The organism is Pseudomonas asuensis (assembly GCF_014646755.1).
Lineage (GTDB): Bacteria > Pseudomonadota > Gammaproteobacteria > Pseudomonadales > Pseudomonadaceae > Chryseomonas > Chryseomonas asuensis.
Genome location: NZ_BMNW01000001.1, coordinates 156,013 through 172,776, shown reverse-complemented (window position 1 = coordinate 172,776; position 16,764 = coordinate 156,013). Strand labels below are relative to the sequence as shown.

The following is a 16,764-nucleotide window of genomic DNA, read 5'->3' as shown; positions in this document are numbered from 1 at the left end:
GCGGGTAATCAGAGCAAAAGGCCGATAAGCAACCAGGCGATACCGCCGCAAAAGCCACTGGCAAGCAGAAAGATCAAGCCATCGCGTGCGATCAGCGAGATGGCAAAGGCTGTCATGGCCGCGCCGGCCGTTGTATTCGCAAACGGCACAAGGTCCAGAACCGGCATGCAGAGTGCGACCATAATGCAGAGCAGTGCTGTAATGTGCTGAAAGATGCCTTTGGTCAAAAAGGTCAGTCTTGGCTTTAAAAAGCGGTCTACGAAACGGGCAGTGGGATGGAGCATGCGTAGCGACTTGCGCAGCTTGCCACGCGGGACCTGGCGTTTAAGGGCCCAGCGCGGTAGCCAGAAGTGCTTGCGACCGATGAGCAGTTGTACGCTGACCAGAATGACATAGATCGAGATAGCCGTGGCAATGCCAGGAATCCCTGTCAGGGGAGAGAGAGCGATAAGGCCTGCAAGTAAGAGAAGAGGGCCATAAGAGCGACTGCCAATGGCATCGATCAAATGGCCTACAGAGACCTTTTCCGGGCTACGTCCGACTTCTTCGAGGCAGCTGAGAAAGGCTTCCAGACTGGCTGGCGAATCGCTTTCGGCACTGCACTCGTAGCTGTCGTCCTCCTCCATCACACTCTCATTGTCATTCATTACGCTCCGTCCAGTATTTTTCTAACCCGGCGTGCCAATTCCAGGCGACCGTAGGGTTTACTCAACACTTCGAATTCAGACGTATCGGTCTGCCCGCGCTCCAGAGTGGTGTCGGCATACCCGGTAGTCAGCAGAACGCGGATGTTAGGCCAGCGTCGTCGGGCTTCCTGGGCCAGCATCACACCGTTCATGCCGCCGGGCATGATCAGATCACTGAAAAGCATCTGGATATCACCATATTGCTCCAGTGCTGCCAGTGCTTCCCTGCCATTGTAGGCAACCCGAACCGAATAGCCGAACTCTTCCAGTATGGCCTGGGCCAGCGCGGCTACCTCCTCCCGATCATCTACGACCAGAATGGTTTCGCTGCCGGGTTCCTCGTGAGTGCTGGTGGACTCCGCGGGTTGCTGAATAATCTCTTCCTGGGCTGTCGGGAAGTAAAGGCGAACGGTGGTGCCCATGCCTACTTCAGAGTAAAGGCGAACCATTCCACCAGACTGCTTCATGAAGCCGTACACCATGGACAGGCCAAGCCCGGTCCCTTTGCCTTCTTCCTTTGTAGTGAAGAAGGGGTCGAGTACCCGCCCAAGCACTTCAGCTGGAATACCTTCACCGGTATCGGTAATACAGATGTTGGCGTAGCGGCCAGGGGTAAGACCACCGTAGGACAGATCCTCCGGCGTTACTTCAATATTACGCGTCTCGATGGTAACGCGACCTTCACCGCGTGCTTCCATGGCGTCACGCGCATTGGCCAGGATATTGATAAGCGCCATCTCGGCCTGGGTTGGGTCGATCTTGCAGTTCCACAAGTCTGGAGCCAGCCGCGTGGTGAGCTGATATGGGTCACCTAGCGTTCTGGACAAAAGATCAAGCCGGTCTTCGATCAGATCGTTGATGTTCAGGGTACGGCCGGTCAACCGTTGCTTGCGGGCAAACGCCAACAGCTGCTGCGTCAGCGTAGCCGCACGATTAACCGCTTCACGAGTGTTATCGACATGACGCTTGGCCTTTTCCCGGTCCATTTCCGGGCGATCCAGATTGATTCGCAGGATGTCCAGATAACCCACCATGACCTGAAGAAGATTATTGAAGTCATGGGCAATACCGCCGGTAAGCTGGCCAAGCGCTTCCATCTTCTGGGACTGCCGTAGGGCTTCTTCAGCATCGTGGCGACGGCTGACGTCCAATTGCGAAGCGAAGAAATACACCAGCTCACCCGCTTGGTTATAGACGGGAGAAATATACAGAGCATTCCAGAAGGTTGAGCCGTCCTTTCGATAGTTCAGCAGCTCGGTGCTGCACTCATGACGGGCTTCAATGCTTTCACGAAGTTGCCGGACGGTTTCCTGATCCGTTTCCGGGCCCTGTAAAAAACGACAGTTGCGGCCAAGAACTTCATGCTCTTCATAGCCGGTCGTTTTTAGGAAGGCGTCGTTGACAAAAATGATGGGATTATCATGTTGCCGCGGGTCGGTTACGACCATAGGCATACGAGTCATTTTCACCGCAGCGAAAAAAATATCGCCATGTTGGCTACGGACTTCATCTGGCATCCCCTTTACCACCTTATTATGCTCAGGGACGGTGAAATTATCCGAATTCTTGGAAGTCATGTGTGCAGCAGCCTGAAAAGAACGCATTAATGTCCTAGGACCATTCGCCGGCCATATTGCTCAGTGAAGGTCGATACATTGGTCTAATTTAGAGACGCAGTCGGTAGGAAGCAGCTAAATGCCGGTTTGAGAGGATACAGGCGATGCTGCCGACTGGGCGCTCATAATGACGATTCCTGCCAATCTCGCCAAGCGGTCGTCATTATCAAAAAACCGAACCGGCGCTATGGAATGCTCTGGTCTCATGACAGTCCGAATATCAAAGGACCTTAGAAGAGGGCGGAGATGAGCCAGGCCTATCCCAAGGTATTGCATACCGAACGTTTGATTTTGCGACCGTGGCGCAAGGAAGACTATGCACCTTTCGCCGCGCAAAGTGCCGATCCCAAGGTAATGGAATTTTTCCCCAAGTGCCTGGACGAGGCCGAAACCCAGGTGCTGACCGAGCGCATTCAAGCGCATTTCCATGATTATGGCTATGGCTGGTGGGCCGTAGAAGTCAAGAACGGTCCGCCTTTCATTGGCTATGTCGGGCTTGAGAACTCGAATTTCGATGCACCTTTCACCCCAGCTGTAGAAATTGGCTGGCGGCTTGGGGCTGATTATTGGGATGAAGGGTATGCTCACGAGGCCGCAGAGGCAGCACTGGCTTTTGGTTTCGAGCAGGTAGGCCTTGAGGAAATCGTAGCGTTTACCGTGCCTGAAAACGAGCGCTCCCGGGGCCTTATGACGCGGCTAGGCATGCAATACGATCCAGCGGATGATTTTGAACACCCTGGTCTGCCAGAGGGGCATCCTTTGCGCCACCATGTGCTGTATCGACTCAGCCGACATCAATGGATCAGTAAGCTGGAAACAGGTGACAACGTGAATGCCTGTTAATGACAAAGAGGACTGCATGACGCCAGAAGACATCGTCAGAGCTTATCATTCGCTCAGTATGCACCGCCGCGACGGTTACGCGCGTGGGCCTGATTCACTCGATTGGGCCAACCAGCCTGCACCCTTCCGTCGCTATAGGGGATGCGAGGTTATTCCGTTGCTGCATCGCGTGCTGGAAGATTCGCCTCTGTATGATGAAGTCTTTGCTGGCCCTATAGGTGAGCCGTCTCCGCTTGATCCTGCCAATATCTCCCGGTTGTTTTACGACAGCCTGGCTATTTCCGCCTGGAAAGAGTCAGGCAGTAGCCGCTGGGCCCTACGGGTAAATCCGTCCTCCGGTAATCTGCATCCAACCGAAGCTTATGCCTTGCTGCCACCTGGCGTATTGAGCAGCCGTGCCTTGTTGACACACTACACGTCGGATTTGCATGCGCTAGAGGTACGGGCTGAACTGCCTGAAGTGTTGGATGAAGACATCATCGGTGCCTTACCACCGGGAAGCTTTCTGGTGGCCCTGTCCAGTATTCACTGGCGTGAAGCCTGGAAGTACGGCGAGCGCGCCTGGCGTTATTGCCAGCATGATCTGGGGCATGCCATGGCGGCCATTACCATCGCTGCCGCCGCACAGGGTTGGGAGACCCGGCTGATCCACGACGTAGCGGATGAAACGCTCGATGCTGCTTTTGGAGTAAATCGCGAGGGCTTTGACGAGCGCGAGCAAATGGATGCGCTGCTCTGGGTTGGTCCGCCCCAGTCGGCCGAGCCTTCTTTGCCTGAGAGCCTTTTCGAGCTGCTCAGTCAGTTAGCACTCACCGGTACGCCAAACCGTCTCTCGCGTGAGTATGTGGACTGGCCTGAGCTCGAACGGATTGCCAACGCGTGCCGGGCACCCAAGCGCCTGCCCTATGATATGCCTATCTCCCGCGGTGTAATAACCCATGAAAACGAACAGTTACTGCTGCGTCCGCTGCTTCATCAACGGCGCAGTGCCCAATCCATGGATGGCCGGACCGGCATTCTGGCTGATCTGTTCTTTGCCTGGTTAAGGCGCACACTACCAGAGCATGCACCTGTACCCTTTGCAACGTTAGGCAAGCCTGCTCAGGTTGACTTGCTGATTTTTGTAAATCGCGTCGTAGGCCTTGAGCCAGGGTTGTACTGGCTGGCGCGTGGTGAAGGGGAGCTTAATATCGCAGCACGGGCAGATTTACTCTGGGAGCGGGTGGAAGAAGCAGAGGACCTTCGTTTATTCCGTCTGCTTAAAGGGGATGCCAGCGAGTTGGCTAGCCTGCTGTCTTGCGGTCAGGATATTGCCGCCGATGGCTGTATCAGTGTCAGCATGATGGCCCGTTTTGATGAGGCACTGGCCCAAGGTGCATGGCAATACTCTCAACTGTTCTGGGAGACGGGGCAGATTGGGCAAGTCCTTTACCTGGAGGCTGAGGCGGCAGGGCTCTCGGGTACCGGCATTGGTTGTTATTTCGATCCGCTAGTACACGACTTGCTAGGGCTTGAGGATACACGCTGGCAGAGCCTTTACCACTTCACCATGGGGCGGGCGACCGTAGATATGCGGCTTACCTCGCTACCCGCTTACCCCGCACCTGAAAACGATTTTGCCTGATAGGTGTGCCGGGCTCGGAGCTCATCCCCGCGAGTGGTTTCCATCCTGCAGGGCTACGGCTTCACGATTGACTTGCGTATGATTTGGCTATTATCAAAACGACCACGGAAAACGTGATGAGCACAGTGCTGGATGATCTTGTTGCCTTGTTAAGCCTTGAGTCCATCGAGGAAAACCTCTATCGCGGTCGCAGTCAGGACCTAGGCTTTCCACAGCTGTTTGGTGGCCATGTGCTTGGTCAGGCCCTGTCGGCGGCCAGCCAGACTGTAGACGCGTCGCGTCAGGTTCATTCGCTGCACGGTTATTTCCTGCGCCCTGGCGACGTTACGATTCCAGTGGTGTATGAGGTGGATCGCGTTCGGGATGGCGGTAGTTTCACAACGCGTCGCGTTACAGCCATCCAGAAGGGCAAGCCGATCTTTTTCTGCAGTGCTTCATTCCAGGGCCTTGAGACTGGTTTCGAACACCAGAGCGATATGCCGGACGTGCCCGATCCGGATTCGCTGGCTTCCGAGCTGGACTACATTCAGCAGTTTGCCCAGTTTATCCCTGAGCCCACCCGGGAAAAGCTACTGGCACCAAAGCCCATCGAGATTCGTCCGGTCAAAGTGACTCATCCCTTTAACCCTGATCCCACAGCACCGGCACGCCAGGTCTGGTTCCGGGCCAATGGCGAGCTGCCGGATAATCCTGCATTACATCGGTATCTGCTGGCCTATGCCTCGGATTTTAACCTGCTCCCAACATCGCTATTGCCTCACGGCATCAGCTATTGGAACAAGGACATGCAGGTCGCCAGCCTTGACCATGCGATCTGGTTCCATCAGCCGCTACGGGTGGACGAGTGGCTGCTGTATTCCATGGACAGCCCGTGGGCTGGCGGTGCGCGTGGACTGTGCCGTGGCAGCATTTACAACCGTGCCGGCCAACTTGTCGCCTCGGTTGCTCAAGAAGGCTTAATCCGCAAGCGCGACTAAAATGGGTACACCTTGAAGGGCGGATGAGATTCCGCCCTTTTTTATGACATATCAATGAATTTTTCCGAATAGACTACCTTTTGACGCCAAAGTAGTTGTCAATTTGCGCTCCGCTGACTACTGTATAAATAAACAGTAATTACAAGAGGAGGGCGTACCGATGTCTCCAGCAGACGATCTTTTCCAAATCCCTGATATAAAAGAACCAGAAACCTTGGTCCAGCATTATCGAGCACTTGAGCTTGAGCATCGCTATCACCTGACGGTCATCAAGGATCTGCGCTATCACATCACAGCGTTGAAGAGGGAAAACGATCGGCTGAGGCATCAGCTGGGTCAGGTTGATGTGCGATGATCAAGCAATCCTTACTGAGCAGTGATGCCCTTGTAGGTCCGCATAAGGCCTGTCCGGTCGTATTGCGCCGTAAGGGTGAGCTGCAAATCCTGGCGTTCGAGCATCCTCTGGCAGGGCTTCAGTTGATCAAAGGAGCTATCGAGCCGGGCGAACTGCCTGCTGAGGCTGCGTTGCGGGAGCTATGGGAGGAGTCGGGTATCCAGGCGCCCGAATGGCCAGTGGATCTGGGAACATGGGTGTCCGGCTATCAGGAGCAGGTCTGGTCGATGCACCTATGCCAGAGCGCATACGAGTTGCCTGAAGGTTGGATACATCGCACCACAGACGGAGGTGGGCTGGAGTTTCGCTTTTTCTGGTATCCGCTCGGCCGGCTGGCGTCCTCTCAATGGCATTGGGTATTTCGAGAAGCCTTGAAGGTCATTCACGAACGTGTTCGACGGATGAGTTGAGAAGAGGGTCCACTCCCTGATTAAGGGGAGTGGACAGCAAGGCAGGGTTACAGAATAAAGCGGGAGACGCGCTCGTTCAGGTCACTGGCATGGCTCTGAAGTGAACGGGATTGATGCTCTGCCTGTACTGAGCCTTCAGCCAGGGTGTCACCTAGAGATTTGATAGTCACTACATTGCGTGTGATCTCTTCCGTGACGGACGTTTGCTCTTCAGCCGCCGCCGCGATCTGCATCGACATGTCGGAGATGAGAGAAGCGGCCTGGGTTATCTGTTCTAGCGCCACATAGGCCTGGTCTGCATCTGCCACGCTGCGTTCAGCCAGATGGCGGCTGTTGTCCATTCGGCTGACAGCATCCTGAGTAACACGCAGCAGATTGCCAATAGTTGTCTGGATTTCCTGGGTAGACGCCTGGGTGCGCTGCGAAAGTGTTCGTACCTCGTCAGCTACTACGGCAAAACCCCGTCCTTGTTCGCCAGCCCGGGCTGCTTCGATAGCCGCGTTCAAGGCCAGGAGATTGGTCTGCTCGGCAATGCTCTGAATGCTGGTCAGCACGCTGGAAATGGACTGGGAGTGCTGACTAAGCTCAGTGATAACCTGCGTCGTTGCAGCCACCTCTTGAGCCAGATCGGTAATGGAGGTCTGGGTCTTTCGAACCAGATCCAGACCCTGCTGGCTGCTTTCGGTCGACTGCTGCGCTGATTGCGCAGTGCGCTCTGCATTCCCTGCGATTTCCTGAGTGGCTGAGGCCATTTCGGTCACGGCCGTGGCTACTAAGGTCAGCTCCTGCTGAAGACGCCCCAGATCCTCCACTGACATCGTGCTGTTGTTTAGAACAGTCGTGGACTCCTGACCAATCTCTACCGCCTGATGACGGATGTGTGTCACCAGTTCATGCAGGCTAGCTACGAATTGATTGAAGTGCAGGGCCAGATCGCCCACTTCATCCTGGCTTTGCTGAGGAATGCGCTTGGTCAGGTCACCATTACCCTGGGCAATCACCTGGAGCCCTTGGGAGACTACGCCAAGAGGGCGCAGCAGCCAGACGCATAGCATATTGATCGCGATCAACGAAAGCACCAGGATGACACCAAATGCACCCAGGCTGATCCAGAGTTGCTGGTAGAGCGGGGCTGTCAGAACTGCATCGTCCAGGGTCATGATAAGGATTTCGCCATCATGATCAATCGGGACGGCATACAGTCGTTCGCCATTATGGTCCAGCAGGTATTCGGTACCTTTGCTCGCAGCGAGCGATGCCAGGGTGGTGGGGGTAAGCTCTTTCACCAAGTCGTTGACCTTTTTGTCGAGCTGGCTCTTATCGGTATGGCCCAGGATGGTGCCATCCTTGTCTACAAAGAAGGCCGAACCATTACCCGGCAGCCTGATCTGCTTCAACTGCTCAAGTATCTCAGTCATGCTGACATCGGCGCCCAGAACGCCGAGCGTATGTCCGCCTTGCTGCAAGGCACGGCCCAGTGACAACACATGACTGCCGGTAGCGGCTGCAATCGTAGGCGTTGAAATATAAACCTTGTTTGGTGCAATCAGCGCCTGCTGATACCACTTCCACTTGCGCGGATCGTTGTTGTCTGGTGGAAGGTTTACGCCATTGGCATTCGTCTGACTGCCATCAGCCTGCGCGAAAAATACGTTATCGAAGCCGCCGGAAATCTTGGCTTGGTTAAGGACCGATAGCATGTCGGCAGGGTTGTCGCTGGCGCTGACCGCCTGAAGAGCCACCTCCTTGCTTTGCAACCAGTAACGCACATTGGCGCTAAATGTCGTACTGGCATTGCTGACCTGTTCTGCAATATGAGTTTCCAGGCTTTTGTGGCTATTCCAGAAATTCATACCGGTCAGGCTGGCGCCTACCAGCAGTACCGCAGTGCTGGAGGACAGAGCAATCTTTTTACGCAAAGACCATTTCATAAAGGCATCAAACCGATAGAGGCAAAATACGATACGGCAAGCAGTTGCCGTAAACTGATAGGACGCTATCGGACTGGAATGATAAATCTGGAGCGTTATGCTCGTTTGAACAGAAGATTCCGATGATCGGCTGAACATCTTGTAGCGTAGAGAGATTTGTCTCTGGACAAGATGCATTGGCACTCTGAGTTAGAGGAAGCGATTGGCTCATCCTCCTGGCTCAACAACGCATTAGATCTACTTGAGGGAGCGTCTTTGTCAGACGCTTATATGACAGGGGAGCTGTCGCTCAAGTTGTCTGGAGCAGGCGTGGAGGTTTGCTGATTCACCCTGGCATCAAGGATATAGACATCGGGTACTTCGACGCTTCGGCCGACGAAGAGAATCAAGTGCAGTGACAGCTTATCTGCCAGATTCAGTCTGTTTGAAGCGGCCAGCTATGCTTTAACGGTAACGAGTACAGTACCGTTCTGATGGAGTGACAGCATGGCGCTAGAAAATGACCACGATCCGTTTGACCAACGCCAGCAGTTAACGCTGGCAGCTGAAGCCCTCGGCTGGAAAGTTATTGACTGGGCGCAGGACATCCCAATCGTCAAGGACGAAAGCGGCGAAAGCTTTCAGTGGCTTCCCCATATTGATGATGGTGAATCACGCAGGCTCCAGATAAGGCTTGGCATTCACCTGTCCTACAATCCTCACGAAAAGACCATGTGCGTCAGTTGTCCGCTCTGGGATGTGGAGGACTTAACCTTGGATTGCGAGGAGGCAGACGCTCTCGAAATGGCGCGTTATATGGTCGTGCTGTTTGCAGCGCTCTCCACTGGCGTGGAAATAAGCAGTCTGGATGCAGCTCAAGGGTTATTGAGCGATTAGTAAGGACATTCATTCGTAAGGCGTTAAAGATGCTTATCTAGACGCCTTATTCAAACAGGCATCTCCTGGCGTGAGCAGCACAGAAGCCAGTCGTATGTGCTAAGGCTGGCCATAGGGTTCCAGTCCATACGCAAGGAGAACTGTTTAAGCATCGCTGCCTCCCTATGTAAAAAATCCCGCTCTGACTAACCAGAGGAGCTGGGTATACCTGCATGCGGTGTGAAGGGTAGCTAAACGACTGCAGAGAGCAGCTTGCCCTTGCATTAGCGCAATGGCTTGGCCGTTTGGCTGCATGAGAGGGTGAAGCCGTTGACGGGCTGCTCTATATTTCCAGCTTAAGAGACGTGAGCTCATAACCTAGCTGTCCGGCCGTTTCAAAACAACGCTCGGATATCCTCATAAAAGACCCCGCTCCAAGGCTTTGTTTGCCGTAATTTATACCCTGTTGAGTATTTTGCTGATTGTCACAATCACCCAGTGCAATTGACGTGAACAGCCCTGCCGTCATCACAGAGGTCTGATAGGGATTCCTTATGCCTGTCAGGCCATTTCCGGGCGCAGGACTAAAACGACTTGTCAGCACTGATCGGCCACTGCAACCCAACGGTTGAGCTAGCGCCAGAAAAGCAATGAAAGCCTTTCTGGCGCTGCTGTATCAGTTAATACACGATTTCTTCTGACGGAACACTAATACCAGCCCTATTAAAATTGCACCCATTCCCAGCCCACTCTGAGCCTCAAGCCGGTGACCCAGAATCAGGTAATCCAGAAGAGTCGTCACTAGGGGTACCAGATAGAACAGGCTGGTGACATTCACCAGATTGCCGGTTCGTACCAGTTGATAAAACAGCAATTGGGCAAGGACAGAGATCACAATGGCCATCCATAAAACGGATGTCACAACCTCGGGCGACAACTCAAGTGCCGTGGACTGAAAGGGCGCAAAAAGCAGGCAGAGCAGCAGGCTGACACCTATTTGCAGTGGCAAGACATCTGCGGGTGCCTGATTCAGGCTTTTTTGCAGAATGGCGCCAAGCGACATGCAGAGTAGTGCAGCCAGTGCGTACAGGATGCCGCTGACTGAAAAATGTGCCATCGCCAGGCTACGGTAGACGAGCAGAGCCAAGCCACCCAAGGCCAATAGCAAGCCCACCAGCCGGCGAGGCGATAACTGCCGCTCGATCAGCACCAGTGTAAGGATAGGCTGTATTCCCAGGATGGTAGCCAGAACCCCAGGCGTCACACCTTTATCCAGCGCCAGAAGATAGCAGATGCTATAGCCGCCAATGAGCAACGCTCCCGTTAGCGCAACGTTGATTCGAGAGCCTGGCGCCGGTAGCCAGCGTCGTCGCCAGGCACCTATCAAGAGGAGTACTGCAAAGGCGATGATGAAGCGTAATAGCAGAAAAGCAAAGGCAGGAGCGTGGGTAACACCCAGATGAGCAAATAACGCGCCGCTGCTCCAGAGCAGCACAAACAATCCCGTGGCAGCATTGGCTGCAAGCAGGGCTCTTAGTGAACCTAACATTGTCATTTCACCTGTCAGTGTGAAAAACAGACTCCAGTCGCTAAGCCCGTAGGACAGCTCTGTTCAAGACTGGAGAAAGAAGACGGCTGTGGTCAGCCGAGCGTTATCAGGCAGTGGCTACTGCCAGAACAACAGGAGGTGATACGACAGGTGGGGCGAGGGAGGCGTCAGCATGCAGGCACACCACATCCGGAGCGGACGAGGAGTAGAGCAGACCTGTATGCAGAGAATTCATGATAGCGTCAGCCTAGGCATGACAAAGGGTTTGAAAACAGTAGCGCCTCAGAGGATGAGGCGCAAGTCAAATTCAGTCTTCCTGAATGATTTCCTTGATTCGGCTGGCCAGGAGTTCCATTGGGAATGGCTTGGTCATGACGTGCATACCTGCCTCAAGAGTGCCGTTGCCTAGCGCAGCATTTTCCGCATAGCCAGTGATAAACAATATCTTGAGATCCGGCCGTGCCTGGCGGGCTGCATCAGCCATTTGCCGACCATTCATGCCGCCCGGTAGGCCAACATCTGAAATCAACAGATCCAGGTGTGTATCGGACATCAATATCTTGAGGCCCGAGGCGCCATCGGCCGCTTCGACGGCAGCATAGCCCAATTCCTCCAGCACTTCGGTGATAAGCAGGCGCACCATGGGCTCGTCGTCGACAACCAGAACGGTTTCGCCGGTACTGGCGCGTGGCGCCTTTAGAAGTTCGGTTTGCTGAGGCTCTGGCTTGCTTTCTTCCAGGTGGCGAGGCAGGTAAATCCAGACTGTAGTGCCTTTGCCCGCTTCCGAGTAGATGCGCGCCTGACCTCCGGACTGCTTGGCAAATCCGTAAATCATGGACAGGCCAAGCCCGGTACCCATGCCGATAGGCTTAGTCGTGAAGAATGGATCGAATGCCCGCGCCACAATGTCGGGCGTCATACCGATTCCGCTGTCCATGACCGCAATAGCCACATATTGGCCGGACAGCATGTCCTGTTCGTAGGCATCGCGCTCATCTACCCAGATATTGGCGGTCCGAATAGTCAGCTGGCCACCTTCAGGCATGGCATCCCGTGCATTAATGCACAGGTTAAGCAGGGCGCTCTCCAGCTGGTTCGGGTCACACAGTGTTGACCATAGATCAGAGGACAGGTTGGTCGTTACGGTGATCTCGGGACCCACGGTCCGGTCGATCAGGTCCTGCATGCTTTCGATCAGGGTATTTGCCTGGGTGGGCTTGGGATCAAGCGTCTGGCGACGAGAGAATGCCAATAGGCGATGGGTCAAGGATGCCGCACGGTTGGCTGCTGTCTGGGCGGCTGTAATGTAACGGTCGATATCGGCGGCGCGACCCTGGGCCACGCGCATTTGGATCATTTCCAGACTGCCGGAAATACCCGTCAGCAGGTTATTGAAGTCGTGAGCAATGCCGCCGGTGAGCTGGCCTACCGCTTCCATCTTCTGGCTATGGCGCAACAGCTCTTCGGCGCGGTTAAGCGCCTCGCTTTGCTCTTTTTCAGCCGAAACGTCACGAACCGTCGCATAGATCTGATCGTCACGGGCAACGGTATTCCAGGACAACCAGTGATAGGTTCCATTCTTGTGCCGGTAGCGGTTCTCGAAACGAAATACCGAATCGCCCCGCTGCAACATTTGCAGGGCCTGGGATGTACGCTCCACATCGTCTGGGTGGACGAACTCGCTGAAGGGCTTGGAGTGCATCTCTTGCTCCGACCAGCCAAGCGTTTTGGTCCATGCAGGGTTGAGGCTTACGAAGTAACCGTCAGCGTTCGCAGTGCATACAAGGTCGGGCGTCGTTTCCCAGATCTGATCGCGTTCACGGGTTCGTTCTTCTACGCGGCGCTCCAGTGTTTCCATCAGATCATTAAGGCGGATCAGGTTGTTTCGAAGCGCGGCACATACCGCCACAATGCCGAAGTTGACCAAAATGAAGAGGGCATTAGCAGCCCACTGAAGCAGATTGAGATCAAACGTGAAAGGTGTTGAAACAAAGAGATAAGCGGCTGCAAGCGCTGCAACGACAGTGGCGAACAGGCCGGGCCCTAACCCTAACGTAAAGCCGATAATCATCAGAAGGGGTATGAACAACAGGTATGGCAAGCCCAGCACGGGCAAAGAGAGGCGGATGCCTGCACTTACGATAACAGCCGCTCCCGCAACAGCGTAGCGTAAAGGGGCAGGCCACTGATGGCGTAGTACCCGTTGCTGTAAGCGATCAAAAAGCGTCTCTTTCTTTTGCAAGATGCGGTACCTGATGACTGTTTTAAGCTCACGTGTATAAGCCTGGGCTTAAACGCTAAGGCTATAGAGCTGACTTTATGAGGCCTTGGGCGTATGCATAACAGTCCATAGCCACTCGGCTCTTGGACACGCTGCTCGCGATAAGGTCTCGAATCGTTCAGTTTTGTACCGTAGCCTATCCTTGGCAAGTAACGGAACGCCATAGCCTACACTGCAAAACAATTAAGCATCAGGGATATAGCGTTAGAGCCTCATATTCTTGAGGGCCTTTGATTAGTGTTGTTCTAAATAAACTCCTTCGACGTGTTGAGGATGGCTTCCAGGCGGGTCGCCAGCAGATCCATGGAAAAGGGCTTAGCCATAAGGTACATGCCTTCTTCCAGGTTGCCGTTGCCGACTACTGCATTTTCAGCATAGCCGGTAATGAAAAGCACTTTTAGGTCAGGACGTCTCTGACGGGCTGCATCCGCCATCTGCCGGCCGTTCATGCCACCGGGAAGCCCTACATCCGAAATCAGCAAGTCGATATGGGCAGAGGAGGAGAGGATCGCCAGTCCGGAAGCACCATCAGCTGCTTCGATCGCTCTGTAGCCTAGTTCTTCAAGCACCTCCGCGATCAGCATGCGTACAGTGGGCTCATCGTCGACGATAAGGACGGTCTCGCCTTTCTCCGTGCGTGGCGCCTGTAGCTGTTCAGCCTGTTCCCTGTCAGCCTCGACTACTCCCACATAGCGGGGTAGATAGACTTTCATAGTGGTGCCCTTGCCGACTTCGGATAAAACACGCACCTGTCCACCTGACTGTTTGGCAAATCCATAGATCATAGAGAGGCCAAGTCCGGTGCCCATCCCAATGGGTTTGGTCGTGAAAAACGGATCAAAGATGCGGCTTATGATTTCTGGCGGCATTCCTGTTCCTGTATCAGACACTTCTGTCACGATGTACTGACCGGGCGACATGTCCCGATCAGCCGCATCGGTTTCATCCAGATACCGATTCGTGGTTCGAATGATCAGCCTTCCGCCACCGGGCATGGCATCACGAGCATTGATACACAGGTTCAGTAAGGCATTTTCAAGCTGGTGAGGATCGCACAGGGTTAGCCACAGTACGGCTGAAAGATCCGTCTCGATACTAACAGCCGGGCCGACGGTACGGGTGATCAGCTCGTGCATGCCTTCGATCAACTGGTTTGCCTGAGTCGGCTTGGGATCAAGCGTTTGACGGCGGGAAAAGGCCAACAACCGGTGCGTCAGCGCAGCGGCCCGGCCAGCAGAGGTCTGGGCAGCCTCAATGTACTTGCTGACATCGGCCAGGCGGCCTTGCGCTAGACGCGTCTTGAGCAGGTCCAAGCTACCTGAAATGCCGGTCAACAGGTTGTTGAAGTCATGAGCCAGGCCACCGGTCAGCTGACCCACAGCCTCCATCTTTTGGCTATGGCGCAGCCGTTCTTCTGTCTGATGCAGGGCTTCAGCTTGCGCTTTTACCGTAGTGATATCTCGTGCAATGCTGTGAAACAGCCCGTCACGCCGCTGGGAATTCCAGGACAGCCAGCGGTAGCTGCCATCCTTGTGTCTATAGCGGTTCTCAAAGTTGGATAGGGCGCTGCCGTTAGCCAGTCCCAGCTTGCTTTGCACGGTACGCTCTAAATCCTCTGGATGAAGGAAATTCTTGTAAGGCTGCGTCTTGAGTTCCTCCTCCGACCATCCCAGGGTCTCGCTCCAGGCGGGGTTGAGGTTTAAAAAGTAACCATCAGGGCTCGCCGTGCAGACCAGATCTGGAGTAGTCCGCCAGATCTGGTCACGCTCACGAGTACGTTCTTCAACGCGTTGTTCAAGAGTTTCATTGAGTTCCCGTAACTGGCTCTCACTGGCCTTGAGGCGATCTTCGGCAGCTTTGCGAGCCGAAAGGTCGACGGTAACGGCAATAACCGAGTGAGCGTGGCCTTTGTCATCGTCAAGGCGCGTCAGGCTGCTGTTGGCCCACACAGCGCTGCCGTCAGGTCTGAGGTAGCGCTTGTCGAGTCGGGTTGGCTGCTTGGTGGACACGACATGCTGAAAGGCTTCCAGCGTGTCAGGCCGATCCTCTGGTTGCGTGGCCTCGGCAACTGAAAGGCCCAGGATCTCCTGGCGAGGACGGTTTAGCAGGCGACACAGCTCATCATTCACACGCAGGAAGCGGCCGTCTAGGCTGATTTCGGACAGGCCTACTGAGGCTTCGTCAAAAATGGATGCCAGTCGGGTTTCACTTTCCTTCAGCGCAAGCGCGGCACAGGTACGCTCGGTAATATCCCGGCCGATGGAAAGCAGGTTTTCAGGCTTGCCTTCAGCGCTTGGAATGCAGGAAATGGCGATGTCCCACCACTTGGGTTTGCCTGTATGAGTAGGGCAGTACCCTTGAAAACGTCCTGTTCCGCCAGCACGAGCACTGTTGATGGCCTTACGCGCAGCGTCCAGATCGGCGCCTTCCCACGCTTCAAGCCAGGGTTTGCCTAGCGTAGAGGAAAGGTCTGAGATCTCCATGGACTTGATGCCGCCAGGACTTACAAACCGCGTATGGCCTTCAAGATCCATGATCACGATGCAGTCCTGGCTGGAGCTGAGGATCAGGCTGTTCATTTGTCGGGAGATACGCAGTGCATTTTCGACGGAATGGGTGGCTGTAATATCCCGTGAAATAGAAAGCAATTTTTCAGGCTCGCCATCAGCACCCATGATGGGGGTAACTTGTACGTCCCACCACTTGGGCGTCCCTTCTACGGTGTCGGCCTGGCTGATAAAGCGACCTACTCGGCCGGCACGTGCCTGCCGTATAGCGTCAAGTGCCTGGTGGTTTCCGTTCCCCTTCCAGAAGGCAGGCCAAGGGCATCCCTGAATAGCATTGAAGTCACTGACTTCCATGGCCTTCTTGCCGTTATCGCTCATAAAAAGCAGTTTGCCTTCAAGGTCAAGTACCTTGATGCAGTCATCGGAGGACGCCAGGACACTGCGCAGGAATTCCATGTCAGCTTGCTGGGCCTTGAGCACTTTCTGCTGCCGGGTCTGGTCCTGCAGAATTTTGAGAAAGCCCAAATGAGCGCCGTCTGCTGCTCGTAGCGGCATCATCTCGCCGTTAGCCCAGAAGAGAGCACCGTCTTTTTTCTGGTGCCAACGCTCATCACTGGCACGGCCTCTTTCCAGCGCACGTTGCATCTCGCATTCGGCCCGATGCTGGAGCTGGTCTTCGACTGTAAAGAGACGGTTTATGGAGGCCCCTAAAATACTGTCGGTGGACCAGCCAAAAATCCGTTCTGCTCCAGAGCTCCAATCCGCAATACGGCCGCAACGGTCGGTTGTAATGATCGCGAAATCAACAGCACTGTCTAGAATTTCCTGATGATGCTGGTTCTTTTGGTGAGCCGTTTCGACAGTGGCCTTGAGCGCTATATTCTCGGCTTCAAGTTCAGCAATACGCAGGCGTAGGTGTTCGGTTTCGATGGTAGTCATGCCAACAGGTAGGGAGAACGCGGTACGCTAAGTACCTATGTGTAAGGATTAGTGCTTTGTCATGAGCCTGACGGTGCACAGGCACAGCTTTACTCATGACCAGGTCATGAGTGAAAAGACAGGGGAGGTAGAGATAGCGAAGGACGCAGTCT

At 54.5% G+C, this 16,764-nt stretch carries 13 protein-coding genes and 2 pseudogenes; 7 read left to right on the top strand and 8 right to left on the bottom strand.

Translation table 11 applies throughout. The features are described from left to right. Positions 1 to 8 precede the first annotated feature (8 nt). On the bottom strand, positions 9 to 647 hold the full coding sequence (locus IEX86_RS00805) for an exopolysaccharide biosynthesis protein (RefSeq protein WP_229685225.1): 639 nt from the start codon (positions 645 to 647) through the stop codon (positions 9 to 11). After that, positions 647 to 2,263, bottom strand: coding sequence for a histidine kinase famiy protein (locus IEX86_RS00800; protein WP_188864174.1), 1,617 nt, complete (start codon positions 2,261 to 2,263; stop codon positions 647 to 649). The genes IEX86_RS00805 and IEX86_RS00800 overlap by 1 nt, the downstream gene beginning before the upstream one ends. Positions 2,264 to 2,548: 285 nt before the next feature. Here IEX86_RS00800 and IEX86_RS00795 point away from each other — a divergent pair, with 285 nt between their 5' ends. From IEX86_RS00795 to IEX86_RS00775, 5 genes are all read left to right on the top strand, one after another. Beyond that, on the top strand, positions 2,549 to 3,145 hold the full coding sequence (locus IEX86_RS00795) for a GNAT family N-acetyltransferase (protein WP_188864173.1): 597 nt from the start codon (positions 2,549 to 2,551) through the stop codon (positions 3,143 to 3,145). Further along, positions 3,135 to 4,769 (top strand): SagB/ThcOx family dehydrogenase, encoded by a 1,635-nt coding sequence (locus IEX86_RS00790; protein ID WP_229685224.1) that lies wholly within the window; start codon positions 3,135 to 3,137, stop codon positions 4,767 to 4,769. The genes IEX86_RS00795 and IEX86_RS00790 overlap by 11 nt, the downstream gene beginning before the upstream one ends. Positions 4,770 to 4,885: 116 nt before the next feature. After that, positions 4,886 to 5,746 carry an acyl-CoA thioesterase II gene (gene tesB / locus IEX86_RS00785; RefSeq protein WP_188864172.1) on the top strand — a complete coding sequence of 287 codons (861 nt, stop codon included), beginning with the start codon at positions 4,886 to 4,888 and terminating at the stop codon, positions 5,744 to 5,746. Between the two features lie 160 nt (positions 5,747 to 5,906). Beyond that, positions 5,907 to 6,101 (top strand): hypothetical protein, encoded by a 195-nt coding sequence (locus IEX86_RS00780; protein WP_188864171.1) that lies wholly within the window; start codon positions 5,907 to 5,909, stop codon positions 6,099 to 6,101. Further along, positions 6,098 to 6,550, top strand: coding sequence for an NUDIX hydrolase (locus IEX86_RS00775; protein ID WP_188864170.1), 453 nt, complete (start codon positions 6,098 to 6,100; stop codon positions 6,548 to 6,550). The genes IEX86_RS00780 and IEX86_RS00775 overlap by 4 nt, the downstream gene beginning before the upstream one ends. Before the next feature lie 47 nt (positions 6,551 to 6,597). On the opposite strand, the gene IEX86_RS25550 is transcribed toward IEX86_RS00775, so the two are convergent. Next, entirely contained in the window at positions 6,598 to 7,368 is a 771-nt protein-coding gene (locus IEX86_RS25550; RefSeq protein WP_373290389.1) for a methyl-accepting chemotaxis protein, read from the bottom strand. An 84-nt stretch (positions 7,369 to 7,452) separates the two neighbouring features. Continuing rightward, a pseudogene (locus IEX86_RS25545) lies at positions 7,453 to 8,403 on the bottom strand (HAMP domain-containing protein); the annotation flags it as partial. A gap of 368 nt (positions 8,404 to 8,771) precedes the next feature. Between IEX86_RS25545 and IEX86_RS25540 the strand changes: the two are divergent. Continuing rightward, positions 8,772 to 8,879 (top strand): annotated as a pseudogene (locus tag IEX86_RS25540) (hypothetical protein); the annotation flags it as partial. Between the two features lie 88 nt (positions 8,880 to 8,967). Continuing rightward, positions 8,968 to 9,357 (top strand): hypothetical protein, encoded by a 390-nt coding sequence (locus IEX86_RS00760; protein WP_188864168.1) that lies wholly within the window; start codon positions 8,968 to 8,970, stop codon positions 9,355 to 9,357. A gap of 655 nt (positions 9,358 to 10,012) precedes the next feature. Here IEX86_RS00760 and IEX86_RS00755 read toward each other — a convergent pair. From IEX86_RS00755 to IEX86_RS00745, 4 genes are all read right to left on the bottom strand, one after another. Next, entirely contained in the window at positions 10,013 to 10,885 is an 873-nt protein-coding gene (locus IEX86_RS00755) for a DMT family transporter (RefSeq protein ID WP_188864167.1), read from the bottom strand. Between the two features lie 106 nt (positions 10,886 to 10,991). Next, positions 10,992 to 11,120, bottom strand: a complete 129-nt coding sequence (locus tag IEX86_RS25375; RefSeq protein WP_268239846.1) for a hypothetical protein — start codon at positions 11,118 to 11,120, stop codon at positions 10,992 to 10,994. 72 nt (positions 11,121 to 11,192) lie between these two features. Continuing rightward, positions 11,193 to 13,127: an ATP-binding protein gene (locus IEX86_RS00750; protein WP_229685223.1), complete on the bottom strand. Its 1,935-nt coding sequence runs from the start codon at positions 13,125 to 13,127 to the stop codon at positions 11,193 to 11,195. 284 nt (positions 13,128 to 13,411) lie between these two features. Then, positions 13,412 to 16,612 carry a PAS domain S-box protein gene (locus tag IEX86_RS00745; RefSeq protein ID WP_188864166.1) on the bottom strand — a complete coding sequence of 1,067 codons (3,201 nt, stop codon included), beginning with the start codon at positions 16,610 to 16,612 and terminating at the stop codon, positions 13,412 to 13,414. Positions 16,613 to 16,764 lie beyond the last annotated feature (152 nt).